Origin of the sequence: Flavonifractor sp. DFI.6.63, assembly GCF_024462255.1 — a bacterium.
GTDB classification, from domain to species: domain Bacteria; phylum Bacillota; class Clostridia; order Oscillospirales; family Oscillospiraceae; genus Lawsonibacter_A; species Lawsonibacter_A hominis.
In genome coordinates this window covers 1-20,475 of record NZ_JANGBE010000043.1, presented here as the reverse complement: position 1 = coordinate 20,475, position 20,475 = coordinate 1, and the positions used below count along the sequence as shown (strand labels likewise).

Sequence of the window (20,475 nt, the reverse complement as noted above, 5' to 3'; positions counted from 1 at the left end):
GGCAGCGGGACAAGTCTCCGCGCGGGCGTTTTATTCTCATCGTTTCTCCCCGCCGCAGGGCCGGTCACAGCAGGGTCTCCTCCAGAATGGCCAGTCCCCGATCGAGTTCCTCCTGCGTGATGGTCAGCGGAGGCAGCAGCCGAAGGGCCGTTCCCGCCGTCAGCACCAGCAGGCCGTTTTGGATCAGCCGTCCGGCCAGCTCCCGGTTGGTCGCGCCGCCCTTGACCTCCACGCCGATCATCAGGCCCAGGCCCCGCGTGGCCCCCAGATAGGGGGAGCCCAGCGCCTCGATGCGAGCGCGCAGATATTCCCCCTTTGCGCGGACCGCAGCCAGGGCATCCTCATCCAGGGTATCCAGCACCACCTGGGCGGCGGCGGCACAGATGGGGTTGCCGCCGAAGGTGGTGGCGTGGGTACCGGGACCCAGGACCGCCCGGGTACGGTCGCTGGCCAAAAATCCGCCCATGGGCAGGCCGCCCGCGATGCCCTTGGCGAAGGAGACCGCGTCGGGGAGGATGCCGTATTGCTGAAAGGCAAAGAGCGTACCCGTGCGGCCGATCCCGGTCTGTACCTCGTCCACCAGCAGCAGCCAGTCCCGCTCGGCGCAGAGCAGCGCCAGGTCGTGGACGAAGTCCGGCTCCATGGGCAGTACGCCGCCCTCGCCCTGTACCAGCTCCAGCATGACGGCGCACACATCGTGGCCCGCTACCTCCTGCACACTGTCCATACTGCCCGCCCGGGCATAGCGGAATCCCTCGTCAAAGGGGAAAAAGTAGTTGTGGAACACGTCCTGCCCGGTGGCGGTCAAAGTGGTGATGGTACGCCCGTGGAAGGAATTTTTCAGGGTAATGATGGTCCCCCGCCCCTTGCCGTACTTGTCAAAGCTGTATTTGCGGGCCAGCTTGATGACGCCCTCGTTGCTTTCCGCGCCGGAGTTTGCAAAGAAAGCCGCCGCCATGCCGGCGCGGGTGCACAGCTGTTCGGCCAGCTTGGCGCAGGGCTGGGTATAAAACAGGTTGGACACATGCCCGAGCTTCGCCGCCTGGGCGGCGACGGCGTCCGCCCACTTGGGGTTTGCATACCCGATGGAGCACACGCCGATGCCGGAGGTGAAGTCGATGTACTCCCGCCCCGCCAGGTCGTACAGGGTGGCCCCTGTCCCATGGTCGATGTCCACATCAAAGCGACCGTAGGTCTGCATGACATACCGGCGGTCCAGCGCCGTTAATTCAGAATGATCCACGTTTTTCCGCCCCCCTACAGCAGCATGGTGCCGATGCCCTCGTCGGACAACAGCTCGATCAGGATGGAATGGGGGATGCGCCCGTCCAGGATATGGGTGCGCTTCACCCCGGAGCGCACCGCCTCCACGCAGCAGTCCACCTTGGGGATCATGCCGCCCTGGATGACCCCGTCTTTGATCAGGCCGGGCACCCGGGAGAGCTCCACCACCCGGAGGAGTGTCCCTTCGTCCCCGGGATCCCGGAGCAGGCCCCGCACGTCCGTGAGCAGGATCAGCTTCTCCGCGCCCAGGGCCACCGCCAGCTTGGCCGCGGCGGTATCCGCATTGATATTATAGGCGGTATCGGCGTCGACGCCCTGGGCTACGGTAGAGACCACCGGGATGTAGCCATCCTCCAGGGCATCCACCACCAGGCGCGGGTCCACCTGCGTGATCTCGCCCACCAGGCCGTATTTTTCGTCCAGCATTTTGGCCTGGAACAGCCCCGCGTCCATGCCGCAAAGACCGATGGCCTTTCCCCCCATGCGGTTGAGCGTGGCCACCAGATTTTTGTTCACCTTGCCGCAGAGCACCTGCTGCACGATGTCCATGGTCTCTTCGTCCGTATAGCGCAGGCCATCCACAAAGCGGGACGTTTTCCCGATCTTCCGCAGCATGTCGGTGATCTCCGGCCCGCCGCCGTGGACCACCACCACACGGATGCCCACCAGATGGAGCAGGATGATATCGGAGATGACCGCCTGGCGCAGCGCCTCCGAGATCATGGCGTTGCCGCCGTATTTGACCACCACGGTCTTTCCGTAGTATGTTTGGATATAGGGCAGGGCCTCCGCCAGCACCTGGGCCCGCTCCACGTGGGAATAGGACATCGCGCCTCACTCCAAGCTTAAAATCTCCCGCGCCGGCCCGGTTTCCGGGGCGGGGCCGCTCGCCGGCTCAGGTCCGGTAATCGCCGTTGATCTTTACGTAATCATAGGTCAGATCGCAGCCCCAGCAGGTGGCCTGATGGTCGCCCTCGTGCAGGTCCACGTCAATGACGACCTCATCCTGGCTCAGGATACTCTTGGCCAGGGCCTCGTCGAAGTCCACCCCGGCGCCCTGCCGGCACACCAGGACCTCCCCCACGGCAGAGGCGAATTTCACGTCCACATACTCCGGCCGGAAGGGGGCCTTGGAGTAGCCCATGGCGCAGAGCACCCGTCCCCAGTTGGCGTCGGAGCCGAACATGGCCGCCTTGACCAGGGAAGACCCCACCACTGCCTTGCCCAGGCGCTCGGCGCTCTCCTCGCTGCGGGCGCCGCGCACTGTACCGGTGATCAGCTTTCCGGCGCCCTCGCCGTCGGCGGCGATATTGCGGGCCAGCTGCTCAAAGACACCGTACAGCGTCTTATAAAAAACGGTATAGCCGTCGTCCTTCCACTCGAGCAGCGCGTTGCCCGCCATACCGTTGGCCAGCACCACGCACATGTCGTTGGTGGAGGTATCGCCGTCCACTGTGACCCGGTTGAAGGTGCGGGGGACGATCTCATGGAGGGCCTCGGCGAGCAGCTCGTGGGTGATGGCGCAGTCGGTGGTGACGAAGCAGAGCATCGTGCCCATATTGGGGTGGATCATGCCGGAGCCCTTGGCGATGGCGCCGATGGTGACCGTTTTTCCCCCCACAAGGCAGGTCACGGAGAGTTCCTTCTTCACCGTGTCGGTGGTCATGATGGCGTTGGCCGCCGCGTCGGAGCCGTCCCTGGACAGAGCCGCCGCCGCCGCGGGCATCCCCGCCCGGATGGCGGCGATGTTCAGCTCCTGCCCGATGACGCCGGTGGAGGCCACCACAAAGTCGGAGGGTTTGAGCCCCGTGGCCCGGGCCGCCAGGGCGCACATCTCCTCGGCATGCTCATGGCTGTTGGGGGCGCAGGCATTGGCGTTTCCGGAGTTGGCCACGATGGCCTGGGCCTCGCCGTTTTCCAGGTGGTCCATCGTCACATACAGCGGCGCGGCCTTCACCCGGTTCATGGTATACACGGCCGCCGCCGCACAGGGCTGCTCGGAGACGATGAGCGCCAGATCCTTTTTTCCCTCCAGCACCTCCGGCATCTTGCTCGTGGGGGGCTGATTGCCGTCCCCCTTGCCCTTTTTGACGCCGCAGTGGACGCCGGACGCGGTAAATCCCTTGGGGGCGGTCACGCCGCCGGGTACTTGTTTCATCTTCTTCTCCTCCTACAGGCTGAGTCCGGCCGTGGGCGCAAACCCCAGCATCAGATTCATGTTCTGTACCGCCGCGCCGGACGCGCCCTTGCCCAGGTTGTCAAAGCGGGCGGTCAGGATGCTCTGCCGCTCATGGCCGCTGACGGTGATCTCCAACCCGTCGGACCCGGCCAGCACGTTGGACGCGAGGAACTGCGGCTGCTGCGTATAAGGCGCCACGCGCACGACGGGCTGCTTGGCGTAATAGGCCGCCAGGATGAGACTCAGCTCCCGGGCGGTGGGCTGCCCCTTCAGATAACGGTTATGGAGCATCACCGTGGTGGCCATGCCCTTCTCGTAGTCATCCACGATGGGGCAGAACACCGGCGGCGCCTCCAGGCCGGAGATCTTCTGCATCTCGGCCAGATGCTTGTGCTTGAGGGTGGTGCCGTAAGTACGCGGGGCGTACAGCTCTTCCGGCTTCTCCTCCCCCTCGTACTGGGCGATCATCTTCTTTCCTCCGCCGGAGTAGCCGGTGAGGGAATAGCAGGTCAGGGGGTAATCCGGATGCAGGATGCGCATCTGGATCAGCGGGGCCACCGTGGCCAGAAAGCCCGTGGCATGGCAGCCGGGGTTGGCCACGAAGCGGGCCGTCCCAATGGTCTGCTCCGGGTCCTTGTACAGCTCCGGGAAGCCGTACACCCAGCCGGGGGCGGTCCGGTGGGCGGTGGATGCGTCAATAACCCGGGTATTGGGATTTTCGATGAGGCTCACCGCCTCCGCCGCGGCGGCGTCCGGCAGGCAGAGAAATACCAGATCGGCCTCGTTGATGAGCCTTCTGCGCTCCTCCAGATCCTTGCGTTTATCCTCGCGGATACGCAGCAGCTCGATATCGTCCCGGCTGCCCAAGCGTTTATCGATCTGCAGGCCGGTTGTGCCCTCCTGACCGTCGATGTAGATGACCGGTTTTCCCATCATGTCCGCTCCCTCACAAACTGCTCGATGGCTTCGATCTGCCGCTCCACTGCCTCTTTGGCCGGGCCGCCGCAGCGCCCCACGGGGCCGGCCCCGTGGGGACCCCCGTTGATTTCACCTGCTCGGGGCAATTCAATTGCCCCTGCGCCAAGGTTTTGCCTGCGGCAAAACGCTTGTGCGCGCCGCTCGGCGCGATCGTCTCCGGCGGCCCGTTCCCCCATCATGTCCGCTCCCTCACAAACTGCTCGATGGCTTCGATCTGCCGCTCCACTGCCTCTTTGGCCGGGCCGCCGTAGACTTTGCGGCCGTTGACGCAGGTCTTCAGTTCCAGCGCCTGATACACATCGGCGTCGAACACGCCGGAAACCGAACGGAAGTCCTTCAGCGGCAAGGTGTCCAGGGTCTCTCCGGTCTTGATGCACATATTCACCAGCCGCCCCACGATCATATACGCCTCCCGGAAGGGCATACCCTTTTTGACCAGGTAGTCGGCGCAATCTGTAGCGTTGATGAAGCCGCCCGCGGCCGCGCGGTGCATATTTTTTTCCTTGACGGTCAGGGTATCCAGCATCGCGGTAAACACCGGCAGGCACATTTTTACCGTGTCGATGGCGTCGAACACGCACTCCTTATCTTCCTGCATGTCCTTGTTATAGGCCAGCGGCAGGCCCTTCATGACGGTGAGCAGGGTAACGAGCGAACCGTACACCCGTCCGGTCTTGCCCCGGACCAGTTCGGCCACGTCGGGGTTTTTCTTCTGCGGCATGATGGAAGAGCCGGTGGAATAAGCGTCGTCCAGCTCCACATACTTGAACTCCCAGGAGCACCAGAGGATGATCTCCTCCGAAAAGCGGGACAGGTGCATCATCAAAATGGAGCAGGCCGAAAGCAGCTCGATGGCGAAGTCCCGGTCGGAGACGGAATCCATGGAGTTATCCGTGGGCTTCCGAAAGCCCAGGGCGGCGGCGGTGGCGAAGCGGTCCACCGGATAGGTGGAGGCAGCCAGAGCGCCGGCCCCCAGCGGGCACTCATCCATCCGTTCCAGGCAGTCCTCCAGACGGGTCACATCCCGCTTGAGCATATTGGCATAGGCCATCATATAGTGGCCAAAGGTGGTGGGCTGGGCCCGCTGGAGGTGGGTATAGCCGGGCATAACGGTCTCCAGATTGGCCTTTGCCTTCTGGATCAGCACCCGCTCCAAATCCAGCACCTGGGCGATCATCTGCGGGATCTCCTCTTTGACAAAGAGGCGGAAATCCACGGCCACCTGGTCGTTCCGGCTGCGGGCGGTGTGCAGGCGCTTGCCCGTGTCCCCGATCCGCTGGGTGAGCATGGTCTCGATATTCATGTGGATATCTTCGTTCTCCAGGGAGAACTCCACCCGGCCGCCCTCGATGTCCGCCAGGATGGCCTGGAGGCCGCCGATGATCTTTTCCGCCTCGTGCGCCTCGATGATCCCCTGCTTGCCCAGCATGGCCGCATGGGCGATGGAGCCTGCAATATCCTCCTTGTACATCCGCGCGTCAAAGGAGATCGAGGAGTTAAAATCATTGACCAGGGTATCGGTCTCCTTTTGGAACCGGCCTGCCCAGAGTTTCATAGTATCGCTCCTTCCTAAGGCGAAGGCGGCGGCCAGCCGCCGCCTTCCTCAGCATCACAGCTCTGCCGCCGAAGCGGCAAGTCAATTCCGATCGTGTTTGCTCGGACATGCGCCGGGCAGGCATACCGCTCAGGCCCCAGGCGTGCAGGCGCGGCGAGTGCGCGCGGCGGCCTGCAGCCGAATCGCCGAAAAGGCGGAGCCTTTTTACCGATTACAGCTTCCCCTGCTCCCGCAGCGCCTGCACCGTATCCGGCAGGCCCCAGAGGTTGATAAAGCCGGTGGCGTCGTTCTGGTTGTAATCGCTCTCCTCAAAGGTGACCAGATTCTCGGAATAAAGGGTCTCGGGAGAGGTAACGCCGGCGGTGATGATGTTGCCCTTGTAAAGCTTGAGCTTCACGGTCCCGGTCACATGCTTCTGGGTCGCGGTCACAAACGCGGACAGCGCCTCCCGCAGGGGTGTGAACCACTTGCCGTTGTAGACCAGGTCGGCAAAGTCCACCGCCAGCTTCTGCTTCATATGCTTGGTGTCCTTGTCGATGGTGATCATCTCCAGCACCTCATGGGCGCGGTAGAGAATGGCGCCGCCGGGGGTCTCGTATACGCCGCGGTCCTTCATGCCCACCAGCCGGTTCTCCACGATGTCCAGCAGGCCGATACCGTTGGCCCCGCCCAGCTGGTTCAGCTTGCGGATGATATCGCTGGCCTTCTTCTGCTCGCCGTCGATGGCCACAGGCACGCCCTGGGCAAAGTCCAGGGTCACGTAGGTGGCCTGGTCGGGGGCCATAGCGGGAGACACGCTCATCTCCAGGAAACCGGGCTTGTCGTACTGAGGCTCGCTGGCCGGGTCTTCCAGGTCCAGGCCCTCATGGCTGAGGTGCCACAGGTTCTTGTCTTTGGAATAGTTGGTCTCACGGGAGATCTTCAGGGGCACGTTGTGGGCTTCGGCGTAGTCGATCTCCTCGTCCCGGCCCTTGATGGACCACTCCCGCCAGGGGGCGATGATCTTCATCTCCGGGGCGAAACGCTTGATGGCCAGTTCAAAACGGACCTGATCGTTGCCCTTGCCGGTACAGCCGTGGCAGATGGCGTCCGCCCCCTCCTTCCGGGCGATCTCCACCAGCCGTTTGGCAATGATGGGCCGGGCAAAGGCGGTGCCCAGCAGATAATCCTCATATTTGGCGCCCATCTGCATGGAGGGGATGATGACGTCGTCCACCATCTCGTCCACCAGGTCCTCGATGTACAGCTTGGCCGCGCCGGTCTTGATGGCTTTCTCCTCCAGACCGTCCAGTTCGTCGCCCTGGCCCACGTCGGCGGAGACGGCGATGATCTCGGGGTCGTTGTAGTTCTCTTTCAGCCAGGGGATAATGATGGACGTATCCAGGCCGCCGGAATAGGCAAGCACGACTTTTTTGATCTCAGACATGGTAATGACCTCCGTTGTGATACTGTTTTCTGATGTTGGAAACAGTGTACCACGCGCCCTTGGAAAAAGCAAGGGTCAATTCGCATAAATATGCGAATTGACCCCCGTATTTTTCCGATATTTTTCCCACATTATGCATAATATTCGTTTTATTCTGCATATCAGCGCCCGTGCCTTACAGGTGGAAGCGCCTGCGCACCTCCTCCCGGAGAGAGGGCACCCTGCGGATGACCAGAAGCGGGATGGTCAGCCCGGCGCAGACGGCCAGCACCACCACCGACCAGGAGGGCTCCCAGGACCCGGAAAGCCAGCGGTCCAGGAAAAATTCCACTCCGAACAAAAGCACGCCGACGCTGCCGATGAGGATGGTCACACTGGTAAGGACGCTTCGCCGGTAGACCCGCAGCACCAGCCCCAGCAGCAGCAGGATCGCGCCGCCCCACAGAATGATGGGCAGCGCCAGACCGCAGAACCAGCTTCGCCCGTCCAGATCCACGGAGATGAGGAACACATAGATGGCCACCGCCGCCACATCCAGCAAAAGCCGCAGCAGCAAGTGCATCCCCCGGGCCAGCAGCGGCGGCACGAACCAGATCCACAGCATCACCGCCGCGCCGATGACGTAAAGCGACCACGGCCGCTGCTGGTTCAAAAACAGATTGAGCACGCCGCAGCATACCGCCACCGAGGCCAGCATGGCCGTGATGAGCAGCGCCAGCTCCCGTTTGGAGGCGGGCGCCACCTCGCCCCGCTGGGTGGGAAAGGGCTTGGGCGCGTGCTCGTCCACCGGCTGGCCGGGGTTGAGCACCGGCGTATGGCACAGCGGGCAGAAGGACGCGGTGGCGTCCAGCTCCACCCCGCAGTTGACACAATAGGACATTGGGACGCCTCCTTAAAACATCAGTTCGGAGCGGACCGTGCGGTTGCTCTCCACCTTTACGGGGATGCCCTCCCGCACCAGGAAGCGGAAGAAATCCCGCTCGGTATCGGTCTCCTGAAGGGTCCCGGCGAACGTGATCTCCATGGTATTGCCGTAGCTGATGGAGGCGCAGTGGACCCGCGGATTGGTGGCCTGCCCCAAAATAACCTCCATGCGGCGGATGTGGGGGGCCATCTCCTCCGGCACCGGGAAGGGGCCGGGATTGGTATAGGTACCCGAATAGGGCCGCACGCCTGAAAGGCGGTAGCCCAGGGCCATCACCGGGTTTTTCAGCACGATGGGCACGATCTGCAGCAATCGGTTGGTGGTAAACTTCACGTTGCCCGTCAACAGGGCCTGCATCTGCTGGCGGTTGATATTCAGCCGCAGAAAGTGGTGGACCTGGGAGACCACCTCCGCGAAGGTATACTCCCCCAGCGAGGGATCGATGCAGGGGCGTACGGTCAGGATGAAATTGCGCAGCGTCTCCGACGGGAACCAGGCCCGCAGGTTGATGGGGATGGCCAGCGCCACCGGCTTCTCCCGGCGGGGGCGCTCCCGGTGCTGCTTGTCCACGATAACCTTCAGCAGCACCGCCGTCAGATACTCCGTGATCGACACACCGTATCCCTTCGCCCGGGCCTTCAGCTGATCCACCGGCAAAAAGCCCATGGTCACATTCAGGGTATAAAAGGGCTCCGGCGTTCCGGTATTCGGATAGGCCTTCTTTTCCAGGCCGGACCGCCGGGCCTTTACCGTGGCATAACGCTCATAGGCGTCCTCCCGCTCCTCCGGACGGGGCGGCTCGTCCACATCCAGGATCCCGCAGGTATTGGGAATGATATGGCCCAGTTCCCGCAGATAGACCGCCAGCAGGGTCTTGAAAAAGACCAGCGCCCCAGCGCCGTCGCTCACCGCATGGAAGACCTCCAGCGAGATGCGCGTTTCATAGTAGTAAAACCGCACCAGCCAGCCGTTGTCCTCCTGGAAGCGCACCGGCTGGCAGGGATTGGCGATATCCGGCTTCACGAAGGGACCGGCGGCATGGTTGGGCTCGAAATAATGCCAGAACGCCCCCCGTTTGATCCGCACGGCAAAGCTGGGAAAGCGGGGCATGGTCCGCTCCACCGCCCGCTGGAGGGCGTCGGGGTCCACCGGAGCGGCCATGACGGCGGAAAAGCGGTAGATGGCGGAATAGTTCTCCTTCTGAATGGCGGAGTACAGTACGCCCGCGTTGTCCAGCGGATACCACTCCGGCTTGCCGCCCCGCCGGTCCTTCGCCATGTTCCCGCCCCCCTCGTCCAACTCCGTTTTCTTTAGCATACCACGTTACGGCACGCGCCACAAGGGGAAACCTGCCGTATCTTCCCCTTCCTTTTAACAGCCGGGCATGCTATAATAATGCCTGCGGAAGCAGCCGCTTTGCATGTGCTTTGCAGGGCGGCGCCGTGCCGCCGTGCAAAGCACATGCAGGCACTGCGGCTGTGGGCGTTTCCGGCAGGGTGCAACATCCCACCCGCCGGATCGCCGGACGGCCAGGCCCATTTTGCCCCGAGAGCGGTTTGGTCTGATTTATGCCGCGCAGGGCGGCGGAAGGAAGGATTTTTATGGAGCAGGACCGTCCCCACATGAAGCTGGCCCGGCGTACGCCGGAGCAGCGGCGCGAGGCTGAGCAGCGGCGTCTGGACCCGTTCCTGCGCGCGCTGAAGGCCATCCACTCCGCGGCCACGCCCGAGACCATGGACCCGGAAGATCTGGACAAGCAGCGCAAGGGGCAGGAGCTGCTGGGCCGTTTGGTAGCCCCCATGGCGGGTATGAGCTGGGAGCCCTTCCAGCTCGGTTTTATGAACGCCGCCTGGGTTCGCCCCAGCCGTGGCTACGACCGGCGGCGATGCATCCTCTACTGTCACGGCGGCGGCTATACCAGCGGTACCCTCGGGTATTCCCGCATTCTTGCCTCCAAGCTGGCCCACGTGTCCGGTTACCCGGTGCTGACCTTTGAATACCGTCTGGCGCCGGAGCACCCCTACCCCGCCGCCGTGGAGGACGCTGCGGCGGCCTGGGATCACTTGATGTACCAGGGGTTCGGCGCCCGGGACGTGGTGGTGGCCGGCGACTCCGCCGGAGGCAATCTGGCCCTGGTGCTCACCCATCAGCTCCGCGCGGCCCAGCGCCGACTGCCCCGCGCCCTCATCCTGCTCTCCCCCTGGACCGACATGACCGCCAGCGGCAAGTCCTATCAGGAGCGCGCGGAGATCGACCCGGTGCTCACCCTCAATTATATCTACGCCGTGCGGGACGCTTACGCCCGGGGGCAGGACTGGTCCTCTCCCCTGCTCTCTCCCCTCTTCGGCGATTTGAAGCACTTTCCGCCCACCCTCATTCAGGCGGGCACCAACGAGCTGCTGCTGTCCGACTCCATCCGCCTGCGGGACCGGCTGGTCCAGGCCAACGTCCCCTGCAAGCTGGAGGTATGGACGGAACTTTGGCACGTATTCCAGATGTTCCCCATGAAAAAAGCCAACGAGGCCATGGAGAGCATCGGCCGTTTCCTGCTTGAAACGTTATAGATAATGGAGGTAATGTGATTATGGCGATCCTAGTGACCGGCGGCGCCGGGTATATCGGCTCCCACTGTGTGGCCTCCCTGCTGGAGGCGGGCGCGGACGTGGCGGTCGTGGACGACCTGTCCAAGGGCCACCGCGCCGCCCTCAAAGGCGGGCGGCTCTATGTGGGGAACGTGGGCGAGCGCGCGTTTCTGCGGGAGGTGTTCCAGAAGGAATCCATCGAGGCGGTCATCCACTTTGCCGCCTATTCGCTGGTGGGCGAAAGCATGGACGTACCCGAGCGCTATTTCCGCAACAACGTGACCGCCGGACTCTCCCTGATCGAGACCATGATCGAATTCCAGGTCCCCTATCTGGTCTTTTCCTCCACCGCCGCCACTTATGGCGAGCCGGAGCACATCCCCATTGTGGAGACCGACCGCCAGCTGCCCACCAACCCTTACGGGGAGAGCAAGCTCATCGTGGAGCATATGCTCCGGTGGTGCGACCAGGCCCACGGCCTCAAATTCTGCGCGCTGCGCTACTTTAATGTGGCGGGCGCCTGGCACGACGGGTCCATTGGGGAGGATCACCGGCCCGAGACCCATCTGATCCCCGTCATTCTTCAGGTCGCCCAGGGCAAGCGGGAGCGTCTCTCCCTTTACGGCGCCGACTATCCCACCCGGGACGGCACCTGCGTGCGGGATTATATCCATGTGGAGGATCTGATCGACGCTCACCTGCTGGCGCTGGACTATCTGAAACAGGGCAATCCCTCCGCCGCCTTCAATCTGGGCAACGGCCAGGGCTTCTCCAACCGCGAGATCATCGAGGCGGCCCGGAAGGTCACCGGTCATCCCATCCCGGTCACGGAAGCGCCCCGCCGTCCGGGCGACCCGGCGACCCTGATCGCCTCCAGCCGGAAGGCTATGGAGGTACTGCGCTGGCAGCCCAAACACACCGGCGTGGAGGAGATCATCGCTTCCGCCTGGAAGTGGCACGCCGCGCATCCGAACGGGTACGGCGAAGACTAAGTCAACGGGATAAAGGGAGCCGTGCTATGGGCAACTACATTCTGGCCCTGGATCAGGGCACTACCAGTTCCCGGGCCATCCTCTTTGACCGGGCACAGAACATCCTGGCCGTCTCGCAGAAGGAATTCACCCAGTATTACCCCCGGGAGGGCTGGGTGGAGCACGACGCCATGGAGATCTGGTCCTCCCAGTACGCGGTCATGATGGAGGTGGTGGCCCAGTCCGGCGTGGATGCCGGGGACCTCGCCGCCATCGGCATTACCAACCAACGGGAGACCACCGTGCTGTGGGACCGGCACACCGGCCGTCCCATCCACAACGCCATCGTCTGGCAGTGCCGCCGCACGGCGGACCTCGTGGACCAGCTGGCGGCGGAAGGCCTGGAGGCGCATATCCGCTCCACCACTGGGCTGCTTCCGGACGCGTACTTTTCCGCTACCAAGATCAAATGGCTGCTGGATCACGTGGACGGCGCCCGGGAAAAGGCCCGCCGGGGCGATATCCTCTTCGGGACTGTGGACTCCTGGCTGCTGTGGAAGCTCACCGGCGGGGCCGTTCACGCCACCGACCCCACCAACGCCTCCCGCACCATGCTCTACGATATCCGCAAGCTGGACTGGGACGACACCCTGCTCCAGGCGCTGGACATTCCCCGCGCCATGCTGCCCCAGGTCCGCTCCTCCAGCGAGATCTACGGCTATACCGAGATCCAGGGGGCCAGGGTCCCCATCGCAGGCATGGCGGGCGACCAGCAGGCCGCCCTGTTCGGGCAGACCTGCTTCTCGCCCGGCGATGCCAAAAACACTTACGGCACCGGCTGCTTTCTGCTGATGAATACCGGGACGGAACCCTGCGTCAGCCGCAACGGCCTTCTGACCACCATCGCCGTCGGACTGGGCGGCAAGGTGCAGTACGCCCTGGAAGGCAGCGTCTTCGTGGGCGGCGCGGTCATCCAGTGGCTGCGGGACGAGCTTCGCTTTTTCACGGAGAGCCGGGACGCGGAATATTACGCCCGAAAGGTCGAAGACAACGGCGGGGTCTATCTGGTGCCCGCCTTCACGGGCCTGGGCGCCCCCTACTGGGATATGTACGCCCGCGGAACGCTGGTCGGCCTGACCCGGGGCACACGGCGGGAGCATATCATCCGCGCCGCCCAGGAATCCATCGCCTATCAGGTCTACGATCTGGTCCGGGCCATGGAGGCGGACACCGGCCTGCCTCTGAACCAGCTCCGGGCCGACGGCGGGGCCAGCCGGGACCGGTTCCTGATGCAGTTCCAGGCCGATATCCTGGAGCGCACGGTGCGCCGCCCCGCGATTCGGGAGACCACCGCCCTGGGCGCCGCTTATCTGGCCGGTCTGGCCGTCGGGCTGTGGCGGGATCTGGACGAATTGCGGCAGCTGTGGATCTGTGACACCTCTTTTTGTCCCGCCATGGACCCAGGCCGGCGGGCATCCCTGCTCTCCGGCTGGCATAAGGCCGTGGGCCGCAGCCGGGACTGGGCGCGATGACTACGATCTTCCGGGCGGCCATCCAAGGATGGCCGCCCCGGACTTCCTTTACAGGGCGAGGCAGGAAACGCCGCCATCGCATTCTGCGCCGCGCGCCGGTACATTTTTATATTGACAAGGCGCCGGAGCTCTGTTATACTGTCAACGCACAATAAAGCAGGAACGGTACCCCCGTCCTCACCTCCAGCCGGTCGGCAAAGAGGTCAACAGGAGCAGTAACGCGCCGGGTTTTTCGGCGCGGCTTGCCGTGTGATGCGGGTACCGGAATGGTAGCCGCGTTTTTTGTATGTAAACGTGCATGTGAATTGGAGGTGCTTTCGTATCAGCAAACAGGGTCATCAGATCAACGAAGAGATCCGCGACAAGGAGGTCCGCCTGGTCTCTGCGGACGGCGAGCAGCTGGGCATCATGTCCAGCCGTGAAGCGCTGGAGCGCGCAGCCGAGCAGAACTTGGACCTGGTAAAGATCTCGCCCACCGCGAATCCCCCCGTATGCAAGCTCATGGATTATGGAAAGTTCAAGTTTGAGCAGACCAAGCGGGAAAAAGAGGCGCGGAAGAATCAGCACGTCGTGGAGATCAAGGAAGTCCGCATGTCGCCGGGCATCGACGTGAACGACTTTAACGTCAAGCTCCGCAACGCACAGAAGTTCCTGGCCGAAGGCAACCGGGTCAAGGTCACCGTCCGCTTCCGCGGACGCGAGATGGCCCACACCGATATCGGCCGGGGCCTGCTGCTCAAGTTTGCCGAGCAGTGCAGCGAGGTGGCCGCGCTGGACAAGGACCCCAAGCTGGACGGACGGCACATGTCCATTTTCCTCTCCCCCAAGATCGCCAAGGAAGCGAAAAAATAGGCCCGCCCTGATTTAACAGAAAAGGAGTCAACCACCATGCCTAAACTGAAAACCCACAGCGGCGCGAAGAAGAGATTCAATCTGACCAAGTCCGGCAAGGTCAAGCGCGCCCACGCCTTTAAGTCCCACCTGCTCAACGGCCACGGCAAGGATACCAAGCGCAAGAGAGGCCTCCGCGCCGGCGCTTATGCGGACAAGACCAACGAGCCCGCCATCAAGCGCATGATTCCCTATAAGTAATCTGAATCTTTTACCATTAACATAGGAGGCTAATCGACAATGGCTAGAGTGAAAGGCGCGATGATGACGCGCAAGAGAAGAAATAAAGTCCTGAAGCTGGCGAAGGGCTACTGGGGCGCCAAGAGCAAGCACTTCAAGATGGCCAACGAGCAGGTCATGAAGTCCCTGTCCTACGCCTACACCGGCCGCCGCCTGAAAAAGCGCGACTTCCGTTCCCTGTGGATCACCCGCATCTCCGCCGCCTGCAAGATGAACGGGATGAACTACTCCACCTTCATGAACGGCCTGAAGAAGGCCGGCGTGGAGATCAACCGCAAGATGCTGGCCGAACTGGCCGTCAACGACAAGGCCGCTTTTACCGCCCTGACCGAGATGTCCAAGGCCCAGCTGGCCTGAATCAGTTCCATACGCCCCCCGCTTCCGCCGGAAGCGGGGGGCGTTTTTTCCGGAATCCTGGACATACTAGTGAAACCGGGCGCGGGATACCGTTCGCCTGTCCGCTCCGATCCCCCGTCGCATGGCCGCATAATATAATTTTAAAAATTATATCTAAAGTTTCTATTGATTATTTATCAGGATCTGTGGTATACTGATCTCATAAGGCGGTGATCTGTATGAACCAGGAAAATGCGCTGCCCCGGATGCGGGGACAGCTTTACTACCCCATTCAGCCCCAGGCCCGGCGGGGCAGAGTTCGGGAAAAAGACCGGGATCCCTACGACGGACTGCGCCCCTGGTCGGCCATTACCCACGGCGCAGGGGCTGTTTTTGCCCTGGCAGGCACGCTCCTGCTGTTCGCGCGCTCCATTTGGATGGGATTGGACGGCTGGCACCTCGTTTCCTTCTTGATCTACGGTCTGAGCATGGTGGGACTTTACACCGCCAGCACCCTTTACCACTGCTTGAATACCAGCATCAGGGGCCGCATTCGCCTGCGCAAATACGACCACGCCTCCATCTACTTCCTCATCGCCGGTACCTATACCCCCATGTGCCTGGTGGTCCTGCGGCAGCAGGGGGCTTGGGGCTGGAGCCTGTTCGGCGCGGTATGGGGGCTGGCGCTGGCGGGGCTGATCCTTACCCTGGCCTGGATCACCGCTCCCCGTTGGCTCACCGCCGGCATCTATATCTTCATGGGCTGGATGGGCGCAGCGGCCCTGGCGCCCCTGTCCCGCAGCCTGTCCGCCGCCGGATTCTTCTGGCTTCTGGGCGGCGGCGTGCTCTATACCGTGGGCGGCGTGCTCTATGCGGCTAAATGGCCCGGCCGAAACAATCGCCGCTTCGGCTGCCACGAGATTTTCCACCTGTTCATTCTGGCGGGCTCCGTATTTCACTTTTTCCTGATGTACCGGGTGATCGCGCTCTTCTAACGCGCTTAAAAAGCCGGCGGACGCAGCTGCGTCCGCCGGCTTTTTAAGCTGTCCGGGGCGCACTGCCGACGGCAGGACGCCGCGATCACATCGCGCTGCCAAAGAGCAAATTGGGGGTTGACATTTTCTCTCCCCTGCATATAATAACATATGAACAATAAATCATATGTTTAGAAAGGAGTGCCTGACATGTCCTCCGCCAATGAGAGCGATGTGGAACGCTGCGAATACATGCACGTGCATGAGGAGATCGTCGATCAGGTCAATCAGAACATGCCGGATGAGGAGATCCTGTACGATCTGGCCGAGCTGTTCAAGCTTTTCGGCGACTCCACCCGCATCAAAATCCTGTACGTTCTGTTCGAATCGGAAATGTGCGTCTGCGACATCGCGCAGCTGCTGGGCATGACGCAGTCGGCCATCTCGCACCAGCTCCGGGCCTTGAAGCAAAGCAAGCTGGTCAAATACCGCCGGGAGGGAAAGACCGTCTTTTATTCCCTGGCTGACGGCCACGTACGTACGATTCTGGACCAGGGGATGGAGCACGTGGCAGAATGACGGCGTGCGAAAACGCGCCGCGTTTGCTCCATTCAAAATCAATTGTAAAAAGGAGTCTTTTGTGATGAAAAAACAGTTCAAGCTGCTGGATCTGGACTGCGCCAGCTGCGCCGCCAAAATGGAGCAGGCCATTCGGAAGCTGGACGGCGTCCATGGCGCCACCGTCAGCTTTCTCGCTCAGAAGCTCACGCTGGACGCCGACGACGCCCGCTTCGACGAGATCCTGCGTCAGGTGATAACGGTCTGCCGCAAAGTGGAGCCTGACTGCACCATCGTTTTGTAATCATTTGATTTGAGAAGGAGGCGCAGCCTCATGTCCAAAAAACAAAAACGCACCCTGTCCCGCATTCTCCTCAGCGCGGCCCTGCTGGCGGTTGCCGCACTGCTCCCGCTGAACGGCTGGGCGCGGCTGGCGGTTTTCCTGCTCCCTTACGCCGTGATCGGCTGGGACGTACTGTGGCGGGCGGTGCGCAACATTGCCCGCGGCCAGGTCTTTGACGAGAACTTTCTCATGGCCCTGGCCACTGTGGGGGCGTTCTGTGTGGGCGAATACCCGGAGGCCGTTTTCGTCATGCTCTTCTATCAGGTGGGCGAGCTCTTCCAGAGCTACGCGGTGGCCCAGTCCCGCAAGTCGATCGCTTCCCTGATGGATATCCGGCCCGATTATGCCAATATAGAACAGGATGGGGCCTTGATCCAGGTGGCCCCGGAGGAGGTGGCGGTGGGCAGCGCCATCGTCATCAAGGCAGGCGAGCGCATCCCTCTGGACGGCGTAGTACTGGAGGGCTCCTCTACGGTAGACACCGCCGCCCTTACCGGCGAGTCCCTGCCCCGCGAGGTGCAGAGCGGGGACGACGTGATCTCCGGCTGCGTGAATCTGTCCGGCGTGCTGACGGTCCAGGTGACCCGCCCCTTTGCGGAATCCACCGTCTCCAAGATTCTGGACCTGGTGGAGAACTCCAGCAGCAAAAAGGCCAAAGCGGAACACTTTATCACCAAATTCGCCCGCTATTACACGCCCGCCGTGGTGCTCGCCGCCGTGGCGCTGGCGTTCCTGCCCCCTCTGTTTACCGCCATCTCCTGGACCGACTCCATCACCCGGGCGCTCAATTTTCTGGTGGTCTCCTGCCCCTGCGCTCTGGTCATCTCGGTGCCCCTCTCCTTCTTCGGCGGCATCGGCGGGGCCTCGCGGGACGGCATTCTGGTCAAAGGCGGCAACTATCTGGAAGTACTGGCCCGTGCCGAGATCGTGGTCTTTGATAAGACCGGCACGCTGACCAAGGGCGTATTCAATGTGACCGCCATCCATCCCGACGACATTCCGGAAGCCAGGCTGCTGGAGCTGGCGGCCCTGGCGGAATGCTACTCCGACCATCCCATCTCCCGCTCTTTGAAGGAGGCCTACGGCAAGGACATCGACGCCTCCCGGGTCTCCGGCGTGGAGGAGCTGTCCGGCCGGGGCGTGAAGGCCGTGGTGGACGGGCGTCCCGTCTGCGCCGGCAACGACAAGCTGATGGAAGAGCTCGGCGTGAAGTGGCACCCCTGCCACCGGGTGGGTACCACCGTCCATGTGGCGGTGGACGGGATATATGCGGGCCACATCGTCATTTCCGACGAGGTGAAGGAGGACGCCAAGGCCGCCGTCGCCGCCCTGAAGGCCCTTGGCGTACGCAAAGCCGTCATGCTCACCGGCGATGCCAAGGCCGTGGGCGAAGCCGTGGCCGCCGATCTGGGTCTGGACGAGGTCCATACTCAGCTGCTCCCTGCAGACAAGGTGGACCGGGTGGAATCGCTGCTGAAGCAGGTCTCCTCCAAGGGCGCCCTGGCCTTTGTGGGAGACGGCATCAACGACGCCCCCGTCCTCTCCCGGGCGGACATCGGCATCGCCATGGGCGGTCTGGGTTCGGACGCCGCCATCGAGGCCGCCGACGTCGTGCTGATGGACGACAAGCCTTCCAAGCTCTCCGACGCCATTTCCATTGCCCGGCGCACCCTCTCCATCGTGCGGCAGAACATCTTCTTCGCCTTGGCGGTCAAGGCCCTGGTCCTTGTGCTCAGCGCCGTGGGCCTGGCCACCATGTGGGAGGCCGTCTTTGCTGACGTGGGAGTCTCGGTGATCGCCATCCTCAACGCCATGCGCGCCCTCAAGCGGAAATAACCGTCTTTTCCAAAATTTATGTCAACTCATTTCGCCCCGTGCCATTGACGGCACGGGGCGAATCGGTTACAATAATGTCTAATCTGGAAACCGGCGGCAGCGCCGCCGGTCCGCAGAAAGCGCGGCTTCCGCGCGCCTGCGCAAACCGCTTATGCCGGAACCGCCCCCCAAAGATCCAGGGGCGCTGCGTACGTATTGCGGTCAAAGGCATTTCGTTTGGAGAAGGGGAAGCCTGTCATGGGGAAACGTCTTTCGGTCCTGCTGTTTGCGTCGATGCTTCTCTCCCTGCTGGTCCCGGCTGCTCAGGCGGCAGGGGCCGCGGGAGGGATCGACGTCTATTTTTATGAGGAGGCCGCCGGCGCGTATGGGGCGCTGACTCAGACCGATCTGGTGACCCTCACCCTCGACGGGGCGCCCCTGGCGCCCGACGGCGTCCCCGCGCTCGTCCAGTATCTGGGGAGTGACGGCCGCACGCTGGTGCCGGTACGTCTCATCGCGGAAAAGCTGGGCGCAGCGGTGACCTGGGTGCCCGATACCCGGCAGGTGCTCATCCTCGAGTCCGGTCGGAATATTGTGCTTACTCTGGGCTCCTCCACCGCCCTGGTCAACGGGCAGACCGTGGAGCTGCCCGGCGGCGTGCCCGCAGGCGTGGTCAAATGGGACGGCCTGGAGAGCACCATGGTGCCCCTGCGCTTTGTCTCGGAGCAGCTGGGAGCCACGGTGGATTGGGACAACGACAGCTTTACCGCCATCCTCACCTCTCCCGGCGCGTCCGTGACGCCGGAGCCCTCTCCGGGACCGTCGCCCACGCCCACGCCTTTGCCCACGCCGGCGCTCCCGCCCGTCCCCAGCGGAGACGACCGGGGTTACATCACCGGAGTCTCCTCTGATTCGGACACACAGACCGTGCTCATCGAGACCGACCACGTTCCCGAGTACCGGGTGCTGGACCTGGGAGACCGCGTGGCGGTGGATGTGCTGGGCGCGGTGCTCCACTCCGGCGAGGCCGGTATGGTCACCATCCCGGTGGACAACGATATGATCACTGCGGTACGCTACTATCAGCATGAGGACGATCTGGGCTACGGCTATCCCCACACGGTACGGGTGGTGCTGGACCTGAAAAGCGGCATCACTTACTCCAAAAACCTGAAGGTAGAGGCGGGGAGCAGCGGCGTGCGGGTCACCGCCTTCCTGACCGACGGCGACCGGGAGGACACCGATTTTACCCCGTCTGCCCCCATCGACCCGTCCAAGTCCACCATCGTACTGGACGCCGGCCACGGCGGGGCCCGGTCCGGAGCGGTCTATCCCGACGCCTCGGGCACAGAGGTTCTGGAGAAGGACCTGGCCCTCTCCATGACGCTTAAGCTGCGGGACCGTTTGGTTGCCGCCGGTTACAACGTGGTGCTCACCCGGGAGAGCGACGTGGAGGTCGACCTCTATGAACGGGCGGACATCGCCAATGCGGTGGGGGCCGACCTGTTTATCAGCATCCACTGCAATGCCTCCGGCACTGTGCCCAGCTTTCAGGGCATCTATACTTACTACCATCCCTCCAGCGGGCGGGGCAAGCGTCTGGCCGAGGCCATCCAGACGCCTTTGTGCGCCGCCACCGGCGCCATCGACCGCGGCGTCAAGGACGCCGACTTCGTGGTGCTGCGGGAGACCGAGATGTGCGCCGTGCTGGTGGAGACCGGCTTTATGTCCAACAGCGAGGAGCTTGCCCGGCTGTGCGACGGCGCCTATCAGGACAAGGTGGCCCTTGGGATCGCGGAGGGGGCCATCCGCTATTTGAACGGCCTGAACACCGCAGAGACCTCCGCCGAGTAAACCAGAGCGCGCCGCCCCATTATGGGGCGGCT

The 20,475-nt window shown here is 63.0% G+C and carries 20 protein-coding genes; 11 read left to right on the top strand and 9 right to left on the bottom strand.

Annotation, left to right across the window (positions count from 1 at the left end; all coding sequences use genetic code 11):
- Nucleotides 1-64: 64 nt before the first annotated feature.
- From NE547_RS16325 to NE547_RS16285, 9 genes are all read right to left on the bottom strand, one after another.
- Entirely contained in the window at nucleotides 65-1,243 is a 1,179-nt protein-coding gene (locus tag NE547_RS16325; RefSeq protein ID WP_256176462.1) for an acetylornithine/succinylornithine family transaminase, read from the bottom strand.
- A 14-nt stretch (nucleotides 1,244-1,257) separates the two neighbouring features.
- Nucleotides 1,258-2,112, bottom strand: coding sequence for an acetylglutamate kinase (gene argB / locus NE547_RS16320; RefSeq protein WP_256176461.1), 855 nt, complete (start codon nucleotides 2,110-2,112; stop codon nucleotides 1,258-1,260).
- Between the two features lie 67 nt (nucleotides 2,113-2,179).
- The gene (gene argJ, locus NE547_RS16315) at nucleotides 2,180-3,442 is read right to left on the bottom strand and encodes a bifunctional glutamate N-acetyltransferase/amino-acid acetyltransferase ArgJ (RefSeq protein ID WP_186907140.1); all 1,263 of its coding nucleotides are present in this window, start codon (nucleotides 3,440-3,442) and stop codon (nucleotides 2,180-2,182) included.
- A gap of 12 nt (nucleotides 3,443-3,454) precedes the next feature.
- Entirely contained in the window at nucleotides 3,455-4,396 is a 942-nt protein-coding gene (argC, locus tag NE547_RS16310; protein ID WP_186907139.1) for an N-acetyl-gamma-glutamyl-phosphate reductase, read from the bottom strand.
- Nucleotides 4,396-4,527: a hypothetical protein gene (locus tag NE547_RS16305; protein ID WP_256176460.1), complete on the bottom strand. Its 132-nt coding sequence runs from the start codon at nucleotides 4,525-4,527 to the stop codon at nucleotides 4,396-4,398. The genes argC and NE547_RS16305 overlap by 1 nt, the downstream gene beginning before the upstream one ends.
- Before the next feature lie 89 nt (nucleotides 4,528-4,616).
- Nucleotides 4,617-5,996 (bottom strand): argininosuccinate lyase, encoded by a 1,380-nt coding sequence (argH, locus tag NE547_RS16300; protein WP_256176459.1) that lies wholly within the window; start codon nucleotides 5,994-5,996, stop codon nucleotides 4,617-4,619.
- 211 nt (nucleotides 5,997-6,207) lie between these two features.
- Nucleotides 6,208-7,422, bottom strand: a complete 1,215-nt coding sequence (locus tag NE547_RS16295; RefSeq protein ID WP_186907137.1) for an argininosuccinate synthase — start codon at nucleotides 7,420-7,422, stop codon at nucleotides 6,208-6,210.
- A gap of 175 nt (nucleotides 7,423-7,597) precedes the next feature.
- A complete protein-coding gene (locus NE547_RS16290; RefSeq protein WP_186907136.1) occupies nucleotides 7,598-8,302 on the bottom strand; it encodes a DUF6320 domain-containing protein in 705 nt (234 codons plus the stop codon).
- Between the two features lie 12 nt (nucleotides 8,303-8,314).
- Complete coding sequence (locus NE547_RS16285) at nucleotides 8,315-9,625, bottom strand: hypothetical protein (RefSeq protein ID WP_186907135.1); 1,311 nt, start codon at nucleotides 9,623-9,625, stop codon at nucleotides 8,315-8,317.
- A gap of 323 nt (nucleotides 9,626-9,948) precedes the next feature.
- On the opposite strand from NE547_RS16285, the gene NE547_RS16280 reads away from it, so the two are divergent.
- From NE547_RS16280 to NE547_RS16230, 11 genes are all read left to right on the top strand, one after another.
- Nucleotides 9,949-10,911, top strand: coding sequence for an alpha/beta hydrolase (locus NE547_RS16280; RefSeq protein ID WP_186907134.1), 963 nt, complete (start codon nucleotides 9,949-9,951; stop codon nucleotides 10,909-10,911).
- A 20-nt stretch (nucleotides 10,912-10,931) separates the two neighbouring features.
- On the top strand, nucleotides 10,932-11,921 hold the full coding sequence (gene galE, locus NE547_RS16275) for a UDP-glucose 4-epimerase GalE (RefSeq protein ID WP_256176458.1): 990 nt from the start codon (nucleotides 10,932-10,934) through the stop codon (nucleotides 11,919-11,921).
- Nucleotides 11,922-11,947: 26 nt separating this feature from the next.
- Entirely contained in the window at nucleotides 11,948-13,432 is a 1,485-nt protein-coding gene (gene glpK / locus NE547_RS16270) for a glycerol kinase GlpK (RefSeq protein ID WP_256176457.1), read from the top strand.
- Between the two features lie 282 nt (nucleotides 13,433-13,714).
- Entirely contained in the window at nucleotides 13,715-14,284 is a 570-nt protein-coding gene (gene infC / locus NE547_RS16265) for a translation initiation factor IF-3 (RefSeq protein ID WP_186907131.1), read from the top strand.
- Nucleotides 14,285-14,320: 36 nt separating this feature from the next.
- Complete coding sequence (rpmI, locus tag NE547_RS16260; RefSeq protein ID WP_186907130.1) at nucleotides 14,321-14,524, top strand: 50S ribosomal protein L35; 204 nt, start codon at nucleotides 14,321-14,323, stop codon at nucleotides 14,522-14,524.
- Nucleotides 14,525-14,563: 39 nt separating this feature from the next.
- Entirely contained in the window at nucleotides 14,564-14,920 is a 357-nt protein-coding gene (rplT, locus tag NE547_RS16255; protein WP_186907129.1) for a 50S ribosomal protein L20, read from the top strand.
- A 218-nt stretch (nucleotides 14,921-15,138) separates the two neighbouring features.
- Nucleotides 15,139-15,894, top strand: a complete 756-nt coding sequence (locus NE547_RS16250; RefSeq protein ID WP_186907128.1) for a hemolysin III family protein — start codon at nucleotides 15,139-15,141, stop codon at nucleotides 15,892-15,894.
- Between the two features lie 189 nt (nucleotides 15,895-16,083).
- Complete coding sequence (locus tag NE547_RS16245; protein ID WP_186907127.1) at nucleotides 16,084-16,452, top strand: helix-turn-helix transcriptional regulator; 369 nt, start codon at nucleotides 16,084-16,086, stop codon at nucleotides 16,450-16,452.
- Between the two features lie 64 nt (nucleotides 16,453-16,516).
- Entirely contained in the window at nucleotides 16,517-16,735 is a 219-nt protein-coding gene (locus NE547_RS16240) for a cation transporter (protein WP_186907126.1), read from the top strand.
- A 30-nt stretch (nucleotides 16,736-16,765) separates the two neighbouring features.
- Nucleotides 16,766-18,610, top strand: a complete 1,845-nt coding sequence (locus NE547_RS16235) for a heavy metal translocating P-type ATPase (protein WP_256176456.1) — start codon at nucleotides 16,766-16,768, stop codon at nucleotides 18,608-18,610.
- 237 nt (nucleotides 18,611-18,847) lie between these two features.
- Nucleotides 18,848-20,443, top strand: a complete 1,596-nt coding sequence (locus tag NE547_RS16230; RefSeq protein ID WP_256176455.1) for an N-acetylmuramoyl-L-alanine amidase family protein — start codon at nucleotides 18,848-18,850, stop codon at nucleotides 20,441-20,443.
- The last annotated feature ends 32 nt before the right edge of the window (nucleotides 20,444-20,475 follow it).

What these genes read in the sequence shown, in the direction of transcription:
- argB (WP_256176461.1), bottom strand. Translation starts at nt 2,112, where the DNA reads ATGTCCTATTCCCACGTGGAGCGGGCCCAGGTGCTGGCGGAGGCCCTG.
- argJ (WP_186907140.1), bottom strand. Translation starts at nt 3,442, where the DNA reads ATGAAACAAGTACCCGGCGGCGTGACCGCCCCCAAGGGATTTACCGCG.
- argC (WP_186907139.1), bottom strand. Translation starts at nt 4,396, where the DNA reads ATGGGAAAACCGGTCATCTACATCGACGGTCAGGAGGGCACAACCGGC.
- argH (WP_256176459.1), bottom strand. Translation starts at nt 5,996, where the DNA reads ATGAAACTCTGGGCAGGCCGGTTCCAAAAGGAGACCGATACCCTGGTC.
- NE547_RS16295 (WP_186907137.1), bottom strand. Translation starts at nt 7,422, where the DNA reads ATGTCTGAGATCAAAAAAGTCGTGCTTGCCTATTCCGGCGGCCTGGAT.
- NE547_RS16290 (WP_186907136.1), bottom strand. Translation starts at nt 8,302, where the DNA reads ATGTCCTATTGTGTCAACTGCGGGGTGGAGCTGGACGCCACCGCGTCC.
- NE547_RS16285 (WP_186907135.1), bottom strand. Translation starts at nt 9,625, where the DNA reads ATGGCGAAGGACCGGCGGGGCGGCAAGCCGGAGTGGTATCCGCTGGAC.
- NE547_RS16280 (WP_186907134.1), top strand. Translation starts at nt 9,949, where the DNA reads ATGGAGCAGGACCGTCCCCACATGAAGCTGGCCCGGCGTACGCCGGAG.
- galE (WP_256176458.1), top strand. Translation starts at nt 10,932, where the DNA reads ATGGCGATCCTAGTGACCGGCGGCGCCGGGTATATCGGCTCCCACTGT.
- glpK (WP_256176457.1), top strand. Translation starts at nt 11,948, where the DNA reads ATGGGCAACTACATTCTGGCCCTGGATCAGGGCACTACCAGTTCCCGG.
- rpmI (WP_186907130.1), top strand. Translation starts at nt 14,321, where the DNA reads ATGCCTAAACTGAAAACCCACAGCGGCGCGAAGAAGAGATTCAATCTG.
- rplT (WP_186907129.1), top strand. Translation starts at nt 14,564, where the DNA reads ATGGCTAGAGTGAAAGGCGCGATGATGACGCGCAAGAGAAGAAATAAA.
- NE547_RS16250 (WP_186907128.1), top strand. Translation starts at nt 15,139, where the DNA reads ATGAACCAGGAAAATGCGCTGCCCCGGATGCGGGGACAGCTTTACTAC.
- NE547_RS16245 (WP_186907127.1), top strand. Translation starts at nt 16,084, where the DNA reads ATGTCCTCCGCCAATGAGAGCGATGTGGAACGCTGCGAATACATGCAC.
- NE547_RS16240 (WP_186907126.1), top strand. Translation starts at nt 16,517, where the DNA reads ATGAAAAAACAGTTCAAGCTGCTGGATCTGGACTGCGCCAGCTGCGCC.
- NE547_RS16235 (WP_256176456.1), top strand. Translation starts at nt 16,766, where the DNA reads ATGTCCAAAAAACAAAAACGCACCCTGTCCCGCATTCTCCTCAGCGCG.
- NE547_RS16230 (WP_256176455.1), top strand. Translation starts at nt 18,848, where the DNA reads ATGGGGAAACGTCTTTCGGTCCTGCTGTTTGCGTCGATGCTTCTCTCC.